This is a genomic window from Desulfurispirillum alkaliphilum, from assembly GCF_055378285.1.
Genome location: NZ_AP042405.1, coordinates 2784610 through 2798454, shown reverse-complemented (window position 1 = coordinate 2798454; position 13845 = coordinate 2784610). Strand labels below are relative to the sequence as shown.

9 protein-coding genes are annotated in these 13845 nt (G+C 57.4%); 6 read left to right on the top strand and 3 right to left on the bottom strand.

The window, feature by feature from the left end:
* Nucleotides 1-4 precede the first annotated feature (4 nt).
* The 5 genes from ACZ46I_RS12535 to ACZ46I_RS12515 all read left to right on the top strand — a co-directional run bounded on the left by ACZ46I_RS12535 (nt 5) and on the right by ACZ46I_RS12515 (nt 7750).
* Entirely contained in the window at nt 5-1294 is a 1290-nt protein-coding gene (locus ACZ46I_RS12535) for an aminotransferase class III-fold pyridoxal phosphate-dependent enzyme (RefSeq protein WP_464280983.1), read from the top strand.
* Nucleotides 1295-1296: 2 nt separating this feature from the next.
* Nucleotides 1297-2832, top strand: a complete 1536-nt coding sequence (gene pseG / locus ACZ46I_RS12530) for a UDP-2,4-diacetamido-2,4,6-trideoxy-beta-L-altropyranose hydrolase (protein ID WP_464280982.1) — start codon at nt 1297-1299, stop codon at nt 2830-2832.
* Nucleotides 2822-3877 (top strand): pseudaminic acid synthase, encoded by a 1056-nt coding sequence (gene pseI / locus ACZ46I_RS12525; RefSeq protein WP_013505495.1) that lies wholly within the window; start codon nt 2822-2824, stop codon nt 3875-3877. The genes pseG and pseI overlap by 11 nt, the downstream gene beginning before the upstream one ends.
* Nucleotides 3878-3961: 84 nt before the next feature.
* The gene (locus ACZ46I_RS12520; protein ID WP_464280981.1) at nt 3962-6889 is read left to right on the top strand and encodes a motility associated factor glycosyltransferase family protein; all 2928 of its coding nucleotides are present in this window, start codon (nt 3962-3964) and stop codon (nt 6887-6889) included.
* A gap of 6 nt (nt 6890-6895) precedes the next feature.
* Nucleotides 6896-7750 (top strand): peptidoglycan DD-metalloendopeptidase family protein, encoded by an 855-nt coding sequence (locus tag ACZ46I_RS12515; RefSeq protein WP_464280980.1) that lies wholly within the window; start codon nt 6896-6898, stop codon nt 7748-7750.
* Nucleotides 7751-7773: 23 nt separating this feature from the next.
* Here the strand turns inward: ACZ46I_RS12515 and aat are convergent, their stop codons facing one another.
* The 3 genes from aat to ACZ46I_RS12500 form a co-directional block, all read right to left on the bottom strand.
* Nucleotides 7774-8511 carry a leucyl/phenylalanyl-tRNA--protein transferase gene (gene aat / locus ACZ46I_RS12510; protein WP_464280979.1) on the bottom strand — a complete coding sequence of 246 codons (738 nt, stop codon included), beginning with the start codon at nt 8509-8511 and terminating at the stop codon, nt 7774-7776.
* Between the two features lie 28 nt (nt 8512-8539).
* On the bottom strand, nt 8540-9313 hold the full coding sequence (locus ACZ46I_RS12505; RefSeq protein WP_013505491.1) for an MBL fold metallo-hydrolase: 774 nt from the start codon (nt 9311-9313) through the stop codon (nt 8540-8542).
* 161 nt (nt 9314-9474) lie between these two features.
* Complete coding sequence (locus tag ACZ46I_RS12500; RefSeq protein WP_013505490.1) at nt 9475-12084, bottom strand: PEP/pyruvate-binding domain-containing protein; 2610 nt, start codon at nt 12082-12084, stop codon at nt 9475-9477.
* A 284-nt stretch (nt 12085-12368) separates the two neighbouring features.
* Here ACZ46I_RS12500 and gdhA point away from each other — a divergent pair, with 284 nt between their 5' ends.
* Nucleotides 12369-13715 (top strand): NADP-specific glutamate dehydrogenase, encoded by a 1347-nt coding sequence (gene gdhA, locus ACZ46I_RS12495; RefSeq protein ID WP_464280978.1) that lies wholly within the window; start codon nt 12369-12371, stop codon nt 13713-13715.
* Nucleotides 13716-13845: the final 130 nt, after the last annotated feature.

The window sequence follows — 13845 nt, the reverse complement described above, 5'->3', positions numbered from 1 at the left end:
TGCCGTGGGAACGCGTTATCAGAAATCCGAAGAGCTGCTGCAGCGGGCCGAACAGTCCATTCCCCTGGGCAGCCAGACATTCAGTAAAAGCCGCACGGCACTGCCCTACGGCGTTTCACCCTATTTCCTGGAACGAGGCAGAGGCAGCCGGGTCTGGGATGTGGATGGCAACGAGTATATCGACTTTGTCAATGCCCTGCTGTGCGTGAGCCTGGGATATGGTGATCCTGAAGTGGACGCGGCGGTGCAGGAGCAGATGAAGAGCGGGGTGATCTTCTCCCTGCCCCACCGGCTGGAAATGGAAGTGGCGGAGTCCTTGATAGAAATCATTCCCTGCGCGGAGTCCGTGCGCTTTGCCAAGAACGGCAGCGACGCCACCTCCGGTGCCATTCGTCTGGCCAGGGCCTATACCGGGCGCGAGCACGTGGCCGTCTGCGGCTATCACGGCTGGCAGGACTGGTACATTGGCTCCACCGCCCGCAACCTGGGAGTACCCCAATGTGTGCGGGATCTGACCCACACTTTTGTCTACAACGATATACAGAGCCTGGAACACGTCCTGGAAGCGCATCAGGGCAAGGTGGCCGCGGTCATCATGGAGCCCATGAATGTCCAGTGGCCCCGTGAAGGCTACCTGGAAGCTGTGGCGCGCGTGGCCCGGCAGCATGGTGCCCTGCTGATTTTTGACGAGACCATCACCGGCTTTCGCTTCAGCCTGGGGGGCGCCCAGGAACTCTTTGGCGTGACGCCCGACCTGGCAACCTTCGGCAAAGGGCTTGCCAATGGCTATCCCCTCTCCGCCGTGGTCGGTCGACGGGAGATCATGAAGCTCATGGAAGAAATCTTCTTCTCCGGCACCTTTGGCGGCGAGACCATCTCCCTGTCAGCTGCCAGGGCAGTGCTTCATAAACTGCGTACCCAGCCGCTGCTGCAGCACATTCACCATCTTGGCAAGCACCTGCTGGAACAGTTGCAGCTGGTGATTGACCAGCATGATGCCAGCCATCTCTTCAGTCTCAGCGGGCATCCCGCCTGGAGCTTCCTGAATATCAGGGACACCGAAGGTGCCAGCATGTGGCAGGTCAAGACCTTCCTGATGCAGGAGATGCATGCCCGGGGCATACTCACCCTGGGTACCCATAACATCAGTGCCGCCCACAGTGAAGAGGACATCGAGCGGTTGCTGGCAGCATACCGGCAGATCATCCCCGCCGTGGTGGAAGGTGTCGCCAGCAAAAACCTGGCGCAGAAGATAGAGGGCCGCGTCCTGGAACCCCTCTTCCGGGTGCGGTAGTAATGGAAACCAGGGCAGGATCACCGTGTATCGCCATCCGCGCCGACGCCTCCACCGGCATCGGCACCGGGCATGTCATGCGCTGCCTGACCCTGGCCGAAGAACTGCGCCAGCGCGGCGCGAATGTCCACTTTCTCTGTCGTGCCCACCCCGGCCACATGGGCGAAGTCATCAGCGCGCGGGGATTTGCGTTGACGCTTCTGCCGCCCCCGGTGATACCCTTCGATGCCGATGATTACGCCACCTGGCTGGGCGCTCCCGCCGGGGAGGACGCGCGCCAGACCATGGAAGCCCTGCAGGGCATGGAAGTGGCATGGCTCATCGTGGATCACTACGCCATCGATCAACACTGGGAGCAGCTGTTGCGTCCCCATACGGCAAAGATTCTGGTCATTGACGATCTGGCCAACCGCCATCATGATTGCGACCTGCTGCTGGACCAGACCTATGGACGCTGCGAAGAGCAATATGGTCCTTTGGTGTCGGAGCACGCCGTGCTCCTGCTGGGCAGCCAGTACGCCCTGCTGCGGGCGGAGTTTGCCAGATGGCGGACGTATAGTCTCAAGCGACGAACCGGCGAAGAGTTCCGGCACCTGCTGGTCACCATGGGTGGTGTTGACGCTGCCAACCATACCAGTCTGGTTCTGACAGCCCTGCGGGGGTGCGAGCTCCCGCATGATCTGAAAATCACGGTTATCCTCGGCCACGGCTCGCCCCATGTCGACGAGGTTCGCCGTCATGCCGCGAGCCTGCCATGGCAGACCGAGGTACGCTGTGGCGTGGGCAACATGGCTGAGCTTCTGGCAGGCAGTGACCTGTGTATTGGGGCGGCGGGCAGTACCACCTGGGAGCGCTGCTGTCTGGGGGTGCCGAGTGTGGTGTATGGATCGGCGGCAAATCAACGGGAAATTCTGGCACAGCTGGGAGAGCATGGCGCCATGCTGGAGATGCGTTCCATGGACTCGCTGTGCACGGTTCTGATGGAGGCAGTGGCACGGCGTGAAAATCTGAGCCTGCGGGCACGGGAGGTCTGCGATCAGCTCGGGGTGAGTCGCGTTGCTGACCATCTTGTGCCGGTGCCCTGTGAGCGCCAGGATGTGGTACTGCGCAGAGTGCAATGGAGCGACGCGCGACAGCTGTATGAGTGGCAGATTCACCCCGAGACCCGTCGCCATTCCCGCAACAGCGCTCCGCCGACCTGGCAGGAGCACTGTGAATGGCTGAAGGACAGGCTGCGCAACCCCTCGAGTTTCATGTACCTGATAGAACAGTCCGGGCTGCCCGTAGGCACGGTGCGCATTGACCTGGTGGATAGCGGCCAGGATCTGTATGAAACCTCCATTTCCCTTGATCCTGACCACTATGGTCAGGGGTTTGCCCAGCAGGCACTGGTTGCCATCAACCGCGCTTTTGCGCAGCTTTCGCTGCTGGCCCATATCAAACCCGAAAATGCTGCTTCCGTGAAACTGTTTTCCCGGTGCGGCTATCGGCAGACGGACGAAACCCATTACCTTCGCGAGGCCCGTCATGACAAATAACGTGCATATCAACGGTCGACCCATTGGCCCCGACAGCCCCCCCTATGTGGTGGCGGAGGTTTCGGCCAACCACAACGGCAACCTTGAACGGGCACTGCAGACCATTGCCGCCGCCGCCGACTGTGGTGTCGATGCGGTGAAGATTCAGACCTACACCCCCGACACCCTGACGATCGACTGCGATCTGCCGGATTTTCGTATCCAGGGTGGGCTGTGGGACGGCTATACCCTCTATAAACTGTACCAGTGGGCTCAGACGCCCTTCGAGTGGCATCAGAAGATGTTTGATTTCGCCGCCAGCAAGGGCGTAACCCTTTTCAGCACGCCCTTTGACGAGTCGGCGGTGGATCTGCTTGAGCACCTGCAGGCACCGGCGTACAAAATCGCTTCCTTTGAAGCGGTGGATATTCCCCTGATCCGCTATGTGGCCAGAACGGGTAAACCCATGATCATCTCCACGGGCATGGCCGACGAAGCGGAGATCGGCGAAGCCGTGGAAGCCGCCCGCAGTGGTGGATGCACAGAGCTGATCCTGCTCCACTGCATCAGCTCCTACCCCGCTCCGGTGGAGCAGTCCAATCTGCGCACCATTGCGGATATGGCCGAGCGCTTTGGCGTGGTGGCAGGCCTGTCTGACCACACCCTGGGAACAACGGTCGCCATCGCGGCGGTGGCCCAGGGAGCCTGCTTCATTGAAAAACACTTCACCCTCAGCCGGGCCGACAAAGGGCCCGATTCGGAATTCTCCCTGGAACCCTCTGAGCTCAGGGAGCTTTGCCATGCCTCCCGTCAGGCATGGCTGGCCCTGGGAAAGGCGGGTTACGAGCGCAAAACGGCGGAAGAGGCAAATGTGAAGTTTCGTCGCTCCATTTATGCGGTGAGGGATATTCAGGCTGGTGAGGAGTTTTCCCCTGAGAATATCAGGCGCATTCGGCCCGGTTACGGCCTTGCCCCAAAATACTTTGAGCAGGTGCTTGGGCGAAGGGCCACGCAGGCCATTGTCCGCGGTTCGGCTCTGGATTGGCACATGGTAAGTGGTGACTGAGCAAGACTTTCTATTTCATGGCACCAGTGGTACAGTAGCTGTATAAGTATACGCAATAACAGTCAGTAGTAACGGGAGGCTTCCTTGTCTGCAACACCAAAAATTGTTCCTGCCAATAAAGTCGGATTTGACCAGAATGTCCTCAAGGCCAATATGGATGCCTTGAAGCTCCGCTATCCCGAGCTCTATGAGCAGGTGAAGCGTACGCGAATCACTGACAGGTACGGTGTGTCGCTGTATAAAAATCGCTGGCCCAATCTGCATGTCCGCAAGGGTAAGGAGTATTCGCCCCTGTATGGTTCCGGCCATCCTGAAGAGTTTGCCATCAAGAGTTTTCAGGAGCAGTTCAAGCCCCACAGCAAAAACCTGGTCTTCCTGGGTATCGGGCTCTCCTACCATGCCAACGGATTTTTTCAGAGTGAGGAAAAGGCGGAGACCTTTTCCACCATCTTTGTGGAAAAGGACATTGAACTTTTCAAGATATCCCTGGGCATTTCCAATATCGCTTTTCTGTTTCGCAACCAGAATGCCCACTTTTTCGTGGGGCTGCGGCAGGACGAAAGTTACTCGAAGTTCTGGCGCTATTTTATGGAGAAGCAGTGGATTGTTCTCCATGCCCGCTCCACCTGTGTAATCCTCAACGATGCCCTGTATGAGCACGAGAAGGACTATTACTCGGCAGTGGCGAAGAATATCGTCCATGCCCTCTTCCAGTGCTTTATCTTCTTTGGCAACGACCCCTATGACTCGCTGCTGGGTATTGAGCACATGTTCCTCAACCTCAAGAGCATTATTCAGCTCCCCGGTGTGAACCTGTTCTTCAACAAGTTCAAGAATATGCCGGCGGTGGTGGCATCCACGGGGCCGAGTCTGAAAAAACAGCTGCCCCTGCTGAAGGAGATCCAGGGCAAGGTGCTGATTCTGGCTCCCGAGGCCTCGCTGCGCGCTTTGACCGATGCCGGTATCCGCCCCAACTTCGTCACCTCCCTGGAACGGGTACCCGGTGTCGAGAAACTGATCAGTCCCTTTGATTTCGGCGACGACATGCACTATGTGCCGGTACCCGTTGTTGTTCCCGAGGTCTTCGATGCCTGTAACGGCAGCACGTTCATCGGCTACCGGGGCTTTCACCACTTCCGCTGGCTGGGGGTTGACCGCGGTATTCTGTGGATCAAGGGCTCGGCGGGGAACATGTGTTACAACCTGGCCACGGCCTTTGGCTGTAACCCCATCATCGTCATCGGGCAGGATCACGCCTATGGCGAGGACTACCGCACCCACGCTGAAGGCACCATCCATATCGCCGAACAGAAGGTTGACAAGGCGAACCTGGTGAAGCTGCCCGGTTACTACGGGGGCGAAGTGGACAGCACCTGGGTCTGGCAGATGTTCCGCAACCACTATATTACCGACGTGGCCGAGGGCAATACCAAGGGCATCATCACCATCAACGCCACCGAGGGCGGAGCTTCCATTGACGGGGCGGTGCATATTCCCTTTGCCGATGCCATCAGCACCTATGTGGCAAAACGGCAGCCTGAGCGCATCAACGACAAAATCCTGCGCCTGCGCGACAAGTTTTCCGTTGATGTTGACCGCGAAAAGCAGCGCATTCACGCCAAACTCACCCGCGCCATCGGCCTGGCGGAAAAGAATATTCACGAGCTGCTGGAGGGTCTTGATTATACCCGGAAGGTGATTGAGAAATACGCGGACTATGTGTACGAAAGGGTACAGGTGGAAGACCTGGACGCCGCAGAGATACGCAAGGATTACTACGACCTTGAGCAGCTGCGCATCAAAGCCCGCTATACCAAAAACGAGGATTATGTGGCTCTGGTTCTTCACGTGCTGCAGCCCTACCTGATCAACTATGAGTCCCAGTACAGCAACATGCCGGCAGCCTATGATAACCCGGCCGAGGGGCAGTTGACAGCAGTGCTCACCTGTGAGGACTACTTCCTCAACGCCATCCACCTGGCCAATATCGCCCGGCGCACCCTGCAGGAGACGAAAGATGCCATGGAACGTCCGACAGCGGTAGTGCTGCCACCGGAGAGTGCGGAAAAGCCTGATGCCTCACTGCTGTGGCGCCAGCACTTCGACAATGAGCTGTGCCTGTGGCGCTTTTCCGCTCACGCAGAAGTGCGTGCTCTGACACCAGCCTATCGCATTGGTGGCAGTCTTTACGAAGAGGGTGCGGGGACCTTTGATGGCTATACCGGAATCCTGCTGCGCAACCGCAACATCTTTGCCCAGGAGCTGCACCTGCTGCTGACCAACCATCCTGAGCACGACAAGCCCTGCAAACTGGCAGGACTGGGTCGGGAGTGGCAGATTGAAGTTGTGCGCCTGCGGCCTGCTTCCGATGATATTCTTATTCGCAGCCATAAGGATAACGCCGTGCTGCTCTGGATTCTGGAGGCAGGGAAACTGTCCCGCATTGTTCAGCTGGGTGAAGTGGCACCTGAGCTTGAGCTGCTGGGAACCGGTGATGTGGATGGCGACGGAGTGGAAGAGATACTCTGGCGCTGTACCCGCAGCCACGAGCTGAGTGCCTGGAAAATCGCACCCGGTTATCTGGAATCTGCCCGGTTGGCCGAGGAGAGCCTGGGTGGCGGTGATGTCATGGGGTATGTGCTTGATCGCGCTGAAGGCGTGTTTAGCGAGATGGTTCTGGCGGAGCTTCCGGCCCGGTCTCAGGTTATCGCTATCGCCGATGTGCGCGGCACTGGCCGGGATGAACTGGTTGTGCGTGACAGCGAAACTGGCGAGGTGCGGCTGATCGCGATGGGCAGTGATGACGGAGTGAGCGCTGAAACCCTGGGTGATGACCTGAGAGTGGAAGGCTGCGGTGCATTTCTGGGTAATGGCCGCAAACAGCTCCTCGTGGGCCAGTGCCATGGCGGAGATGTCTTCCTGTGGGACTGGCAGGCAGAGGGCTTTGTCAGTCAGCCCCTTGGCACTCGACCTGGCTTCTGGATGCCCCAGAGTTCGGTTGCGGCAGAGTAGTCATTCATGAGCAGAATCCTGCCGCTTCTTCTCCTGGCGCTGCTGCTGGTGGGCAGTGCCCAGGCCTTTGTCCGTCACGATCCGGTTCCCGGAGGCGTGGCCCTGGTTCCCCTTTCCGCAGAGAGCGAAAGGGCCGTCCAGATCCTTTTTGACGATCGGCCAGTACTGGCCAGATTCTTTGATGGCGAACTGCGAGCCGTGGTGGGTATTCCCCTGGACGCAAAGCCGGGGGAGCACCGCGTCGTGGTGACAATGGACGACGGGCGCGCCCGCTCCTATTTTTTTGAAATTCTGCCCAAGGAGTATCCCGCTCAGCGCATCACCTTGCCCGATGATCGCACGGTACGCCTCTCCGAGGAGGATCTGGCCCGCTTTCATCGGGAGCGGCCACAGATTCTGGCGGCCTTTGCAACGCGCACTGACACATGGCATGTGAGTGAGCCCTCCCTGAGCCTGCCCGTCACGGGCCGTTTTTCCAGCCCCTTTGGCCTGCGCCGCTATTTCAATGGCGAGCCGCGCAGCCCCCACAGCGGCATTGATATTGCGGCCGCCCAGGGTACCCCGGTGGTTGCGGCCGCTGCTGGCATGGTGGTGGAAGTGGGGGATTACTTTTTCAACGGCAAGACGGTGTTCATTGATCATGGCCATGGGCTGGTGACCATGTACTGCCATCTGCACGAGATTCACGTGAGCACGGGACAACAGGTGGCGCGCGAAGAGGTCATTGGAACTGTCGGGCGCACGGGCCGCGCCACGGGTCCCCATCTGCACTGGACTGTCAGCTTGGGCGATGTGCGGGTTGAGCCGCTGCTCTTTCTGAATTCCCGTGATCTGGGAAGGATTGGGGTCTCTGATCCGTAGTCCGCTTGTTCCTGTTAAATGTTCTACAGGCCCGTGATCAGTTCGCTGGCATGGCAGATGACATTCCATTTTCCGACTCGATCCACTTCTTCCAGAGATTGCTCCAGAAGCCTGAAGTACTGGCGGCGGCTCACCTCCTGTGCGCCAAGATGCTTCAGGTGCTCCGATGGTATCTGGCAGTCCACAAAGTCGAAGCCCCATGCGCGAAGGTGCTTCACCAGGGCGATCATTGCGGTTTTCGAGGCGTTATCCCGCTGGCTGAACATGGATTCTCCAAAGAAGACCTTTCCCAGGGATAATCCGTAGAGCCCGCCGATGAGCAAGCCGTTTTCGTAGACTCCCACACAATGTCCATAGCCCATGTCATGGAGTCGGGAGTAGGCGTCTATGAAGTCCTCGCTGATCCAGGTGCCTTTTTGTCCGGGGCGCAGGGTATTGGCGCACTGGCTGATGATCTGAATGAAGTGCGTATCGAAGCGGATTTCCCATGTTGATCTGCGCAGAAATTTCCGGGTTGAGCGCGATATGCTGAGCTCAGTCAGGGGCAGGATCATGCGTGGGTCCGGAGAGTACCAATAGGGCAGTCCGTCTTCGCTGAACCAGGGGAAGATCCCGCTTCGGTAGGCGTGCAGCAGCCAGTGTGGCAAGAGGCTTCCGCCAATGGCGATGGGTTCATCGCCAGCTCCCTGCAGCGGGTCGGGAAATTCCACCTGCTGAGGGTTCAGGTAGTAGACTGGTGGTTCAGCGTGTACGAGGATCATGGGGTACCTCAAGCACCTTCAGAGGAACTCAGAAGGTGATGATATCCAGGGGTTCGGGGATGTGGTAGGAGCCGGCCTTCAGGGTCTGGGCGAGCTCATCGCCGATGACATCCCGATAAGGCGACTTCATGTGTATGGGGTAGAGCATGGCGGGGAGGTTCGAGGTTTTCTCCAGCTCCCGGGCCAGCAGCCCCGGAGTCAGGTGGCCGCTGAGTATGGCCAGCTCTTCCAGGCGATTGGGGAAGGCCACGTCGATGAACATGGCGTCTATGGCATGGGGCAGGTCATTGAGATAGTTCCACAGTTGCATGGTTGGGCCAGTGTCAGTGACGTAGAGCACATGCCTGTTTTCGCAGCAGATATGGATGGCGTAGGTGGGGACACCGTGGGTGACTGGGATAAAACGGAAGCGGCAGGTATCTATGCTGAAGGTTTCCGGTGCTTCATGGTATGCCAGTACCGGGTTTTTGGGTGGGATAGCCGTGAAATCCGGCCAGATGACATTGTTGAAGATGTGTCTGCGCAGGTCGTCGATGACGTTGGCCGGGCTGTGTACTCGGGCGGGTTTGCTGCTGTGGGAACCGTAGGTCATGGCAAGCCCGTCGGCAAAAAACGGCAGCCCTTTGATGTGGTCAAAGTGACAATGGGTGAGGATGATATGTTCGATCTTTTTCTGTCGTTCCAGGGGCAGACTGTCAGTGAGGGCGCCCGCGTCCAGGGCAATGGTTTGGTTCAGCAGCAGGCACATTCCACTTTTCCCGGGGGCGATGGAGTCGTGCATCCCCAGAATCTCAATCTGCATATCTATCTCCCTTTGCTTCCTGGTTTTGCGGCATTCTTCCGTTATTGCCTATTTCCGTTGTGAGGTCAAGGATAATATGGCGGAAACAGGAGGAAATGTCACTTCAGGTAAAAGTATCCGAAAATTGACACTGGATCTTCCGCTGAATTTGCCGGACTGACTCAGGCATTGTCGCCGACCGGTTCTGCGGAAAAGCACATCAGCTGCTGGGAGAGTACATCGGCCAGCAGGCACAGGGATGTGGGAGCCGTGCAGACTTTGATGGCGTGCTCAAAGTCCGAGGCCAGAGACGTAAACTGGTCCAGTTCATTGGGCAGGGTGTCAATCCACTGTTCACGGAAAGTTACTTCTTTGCGTTCGGGGAAGATGGCCACGTAAAAAATTTCACTCTCCACCAGATCCTGAAAGAAATGGGTCCCAAAGGATAACTCGGGTATGAAGCCGCCCCGTTCCCAGCCGACCTCAGCAAGAATCGCCATGTTGCTGATTTCAGAGAAGCTTACGGGTACGCCCAGGGAGGGGGTGGTGGTACCCCAGCGTCCTGGTCCCAGCAGCAGTGTGGGCTCTTCCGTGCGGCTGGTGACGGCATTGATTTCGCCGACTATTTTCGACAGTTCGTGTTTCTGGGCCAGGGAAAGTTCATGATATGCCTGGGGATAGACGATGATGATGCGCTTGATGTCACAGCAGATACTGCCACCCACGAAGTTGCCCTGCTGGCGCAGGAAGATGTGGGAGTCGGGGATGTCCCTGGGAATATCGATGCGTTGCCCCAGGCGCCGTGTCTGCAGAGGTCGGCACTGGACGATATTCAGGCAGTAGCTGCCATCGGCGCGGAAGTTGACAGTGAACTCAATATCCACGGGGTACTGATACACCTTTTCCAAGGTCTGCATGGCCTTCTGCATGCGCTCAGCGAAGTCGGTGTCTGCCAGCATGGGGTCAAAGGTGGGTATCCAGTTGATGTGGGGCTGGGAGAGCTTGCCCTTGCGTGAGATGGTGCGCCGTTCACGCAGGGCGATCTTCTCGAGGGCATGCTCCATCTGCTTCTGTGTCAGGGACTGGAAGGGCACCGTGCGCAGGTCATTGGCGTTGAGATCAAGGACATCCACATCCTTCTGGGCGTAGCGACGGGTGTCCTCGCCTTCATGATACGGCTTCTTGCCGGGGTGGTCCAGGGCGACCAGGCGCGCGTAGTCGCCTTCAGCGCGATCAACGGCCCTGGTCCCCAGTCCCGCCACCAGGCGCAGCATACCGGCCTGGGGATCCATGGCGCTGTCCCAGACGAAGGTGTTGTAGGAAATGCCTACGCCGGCGGCATCAGGGAAATAGTAATGCCCTTGGTAGGAGCCGATAACCCGCTGCACCAGCAGTCCCATCTGCTCATCCTGCTCAATCAGCCCGCGCTTGCGCCTGTAGACAAGGGCATCACCGCCGATCGTGCTGGAGTAGATGCGCCTGACAATATCCTCGAAATGTTCAAGGCGCTCTTCCGGAGATATCTCCTGGTTGGCGAGGAAAAAGCTGTCATACTTTCCAGCGAAGGCGTTGCCGAAGCCATCTTCCAGGAGGCTCGAAGAGCGCACGATAATGGGGTATTGTCCATAGTATTCGAGCATGGTTTCAAATTCCTGGCGAATCGCCGTGGGGAATTTTCCGTGCATGATGCGGGCACGCAGCTGCTGCGCGGCCGGACTGTTGTGGTCCTCGTGCTCCTTATGCTCCATGAAGAGGCTCCAGCAGTCGTTGTGGATGAGGTACCAGTAGTAAAGGTTGGAGCCGATAAAGTACGAATCATGGGGTTCAAGGGCATGCTGCCAGTAGTCTGGATCGCTTTGAGTAAGTATGTTGCTGGCCAGCAGCATGCCTGTGGTTTTGCCGCCGATAAAGCCGGTTCCAATCATGCGACGTTTAAACGCAAGCAGGTCGGCCAGTGAAAAGTACTGGTGGGCCAGCTGAAGCACGCGTTCGTCTTTACCCATGAGATGGCGGCACAGGTGAACGACCATGCGCTTCTGCTCTTCTTCGGGTCCGCCGTTGCTCAGAAGTTCTTCCGCTTTCAGGAAGAGCAGTTGCCAGTGATCCAGCTGGCGGGTGACGTCCCGTGTTCCTTCCAGGACGCGGCTCATGAGGGAGGTGGCTTCGTAACTGCGGGCCAGGGGGACAAACTCGCCGCCCTGGTCGCGGTGGGGCAGGAACATGGTCGGCGAGTGTCGCTGCCAGACTTTCAGGGGGTGAACATAGTGGCTCCCCTGATGGTTGTACAGGTTCAGGAAGACCTGAGTGGTTTTGCGGATGCGCTGCATGGTGTCAAGGCTGTGGCTCTGGCTGCGTACGGCGAAGTAGGCTACGGTGTCCAGGGAGAGCAGGTAGGGGCAGGTGATCTGGAAGAAGTTTCCTACCATATAGTCTGTTGCCCAGGCGGATATGAGGTCTGAGAGGCAGTCGAAGACATAGATGACACCCCGTCCCCGTGAGGTGAGCACCCGGTGCACTTCCGTGGCAAAGGGCTCAAAACCCAGCCTGGGGTTGAGTTCCACTATCTCCACATCCGTGCAGGGCTCAATCAGGAGCTCTCCGCTGCCAAAGCGCATGTAGACAATTTTGCGCCCCTGCTGGCGGGAGCGTTCGACAAATTGCCCCACGAAGTGGCGATAACTGCTGAGCTCGTCGACCTTCCAGACGACATTGTCACCGAGGCGCAGGTGATCAAGAATAAGGTCAAGTCCATTATTGCCAGTGGATATTTTCTCACGAAGTGCGTAACTCATTATTGTGCTCCGGTTTAAGGTATGGTGTATTTGCCATAATGACAAAACGGACACTTTTGACACTTATTACATTTCCATTGCAAGTCTTGTGATGATTGTATACAATCATATCCTTCGTGTCAGGAAAGTGACCATTGCAGGCAGTTATCCTGTCCACTTTACCCCAATTACCGGCTGCGGGAAAGTTCATTTGCCCCGGTCCGTATCTGCGCCTCCGATTCTGTGCCAGCGGGGAAGGGCTTTTCTCTTCAGACACGACATCTCACTTCCAGGAGGAGTCATTTATGCCCGATGTTCGAGAAACCATTGAGACAATTTACCAGCAGGTCATTACCCGCAATCCAGGGGAAACGGAGTTTCACCAGGCGGTAAATGAGGTTCTGGAATCCCTGTCAGTTGTATTGGTCAAGTATCCGGAGTACGCCGATCAGCGCATCATCGAACGCATCTGCGAACCTGAGCGCCAGATCATTTTCCGCGTTCCCTGGACCGATGACAAGGGCGACATTCACATCAACCGCGGCTTCCGCGTCGAGTTCAACAGCGCCCTTGGGCCCTATAAGGGTGGCCTGCGTTTCCATCCTTCCGTATACCTGGGAATTATCAAGTTTCTCGGATTTGAGCAGATCTTCAAGAACGCTCTGACGGGTTTGCCCATCGGCGGCGGCAAAGGTGGCTCCGACTTTGATCCCAAGGGACGCTCCGATGGAGAGATCATGCGCTTCTGCCAGAGCTTCATGACAGAGCTCTATCGCCATATCGGGCAGTACACCGACGTGCCTGCTGGTGATATCGGAGTGGGTGGCCGTGAAATTGGGTATATGTTCGGTCAGTACAAGCGCATTACCAACCGTTATGAGTCGGGGGTACTGACGGGCAAGGGTATGTGCTACGGTGGTTCTCAGGTGCGTACTGAGGCGACGGGGTATGGCACGGTCTTCTTTGTGGATGAAATGCTCAAGGCCCATAAAGATGGCTTTGAAGGGAAGAGGGTACTGGTTTCCGGCTCCGGCAACGTGGCCATCTACGCTACCGAGAAGGTTCACGAGCTGGGGGGCAAGGTTATTGCCTGCTCCGATTCCAATGGTGTCATTATTGACGAAAAAGGTATCAACCTGGAGCTTGTGCAGCAGCTGAAAGAGGTGGAGCGTCGTCGCATCAAGGACTACACCAAGTACGAAACCGATGCCCGCTATATTGAGAAGGGTAATATCTGGGATATCCCCTGTGATATCGCCCTGCCCTGCGCAACTCAGAACGAGATCAACACCAAGGATGCCAAGACCCTGGTGAAAAACGGCTGCATCGCCATAGGTGAAGGGGCGAACATGCCCACCTCCCCTGGTGGTATCAAGGTCTTCCAGGACGCGAAAATTCTCTACGGCCCAGGCAAGGCGGCAAACGCCGGTGGTGTTGCCACTTCCGCGCTGGAAATGCAGCAGAACGCCAGCCGCGATTCCTGGACCTTTGAGTATACGGAAGAGCGCCTGCAGCAGATTATGAAGAACATTCACCGTGACTGTTTTGAAACTGCCGAAGAATTCGGCGAGCCCGGCAACTATGTCATGGGTGCCAATGTGGCTGGTTTCATCCGTGTTGCCGATTCCATGATGGCGCTGGGCGTTGTCTGAGCCTTGCCATTTCCATGCAGCTTTTCGGAAGCCACCCTGCGGGGTGGCTTTTGTTTTTGTCTTTACCCCTTCTGGTTCCATATTCTTGGTGAATGCCTTGGCGCTTTTTGCTAGAGTGTTTCTGTTTTGT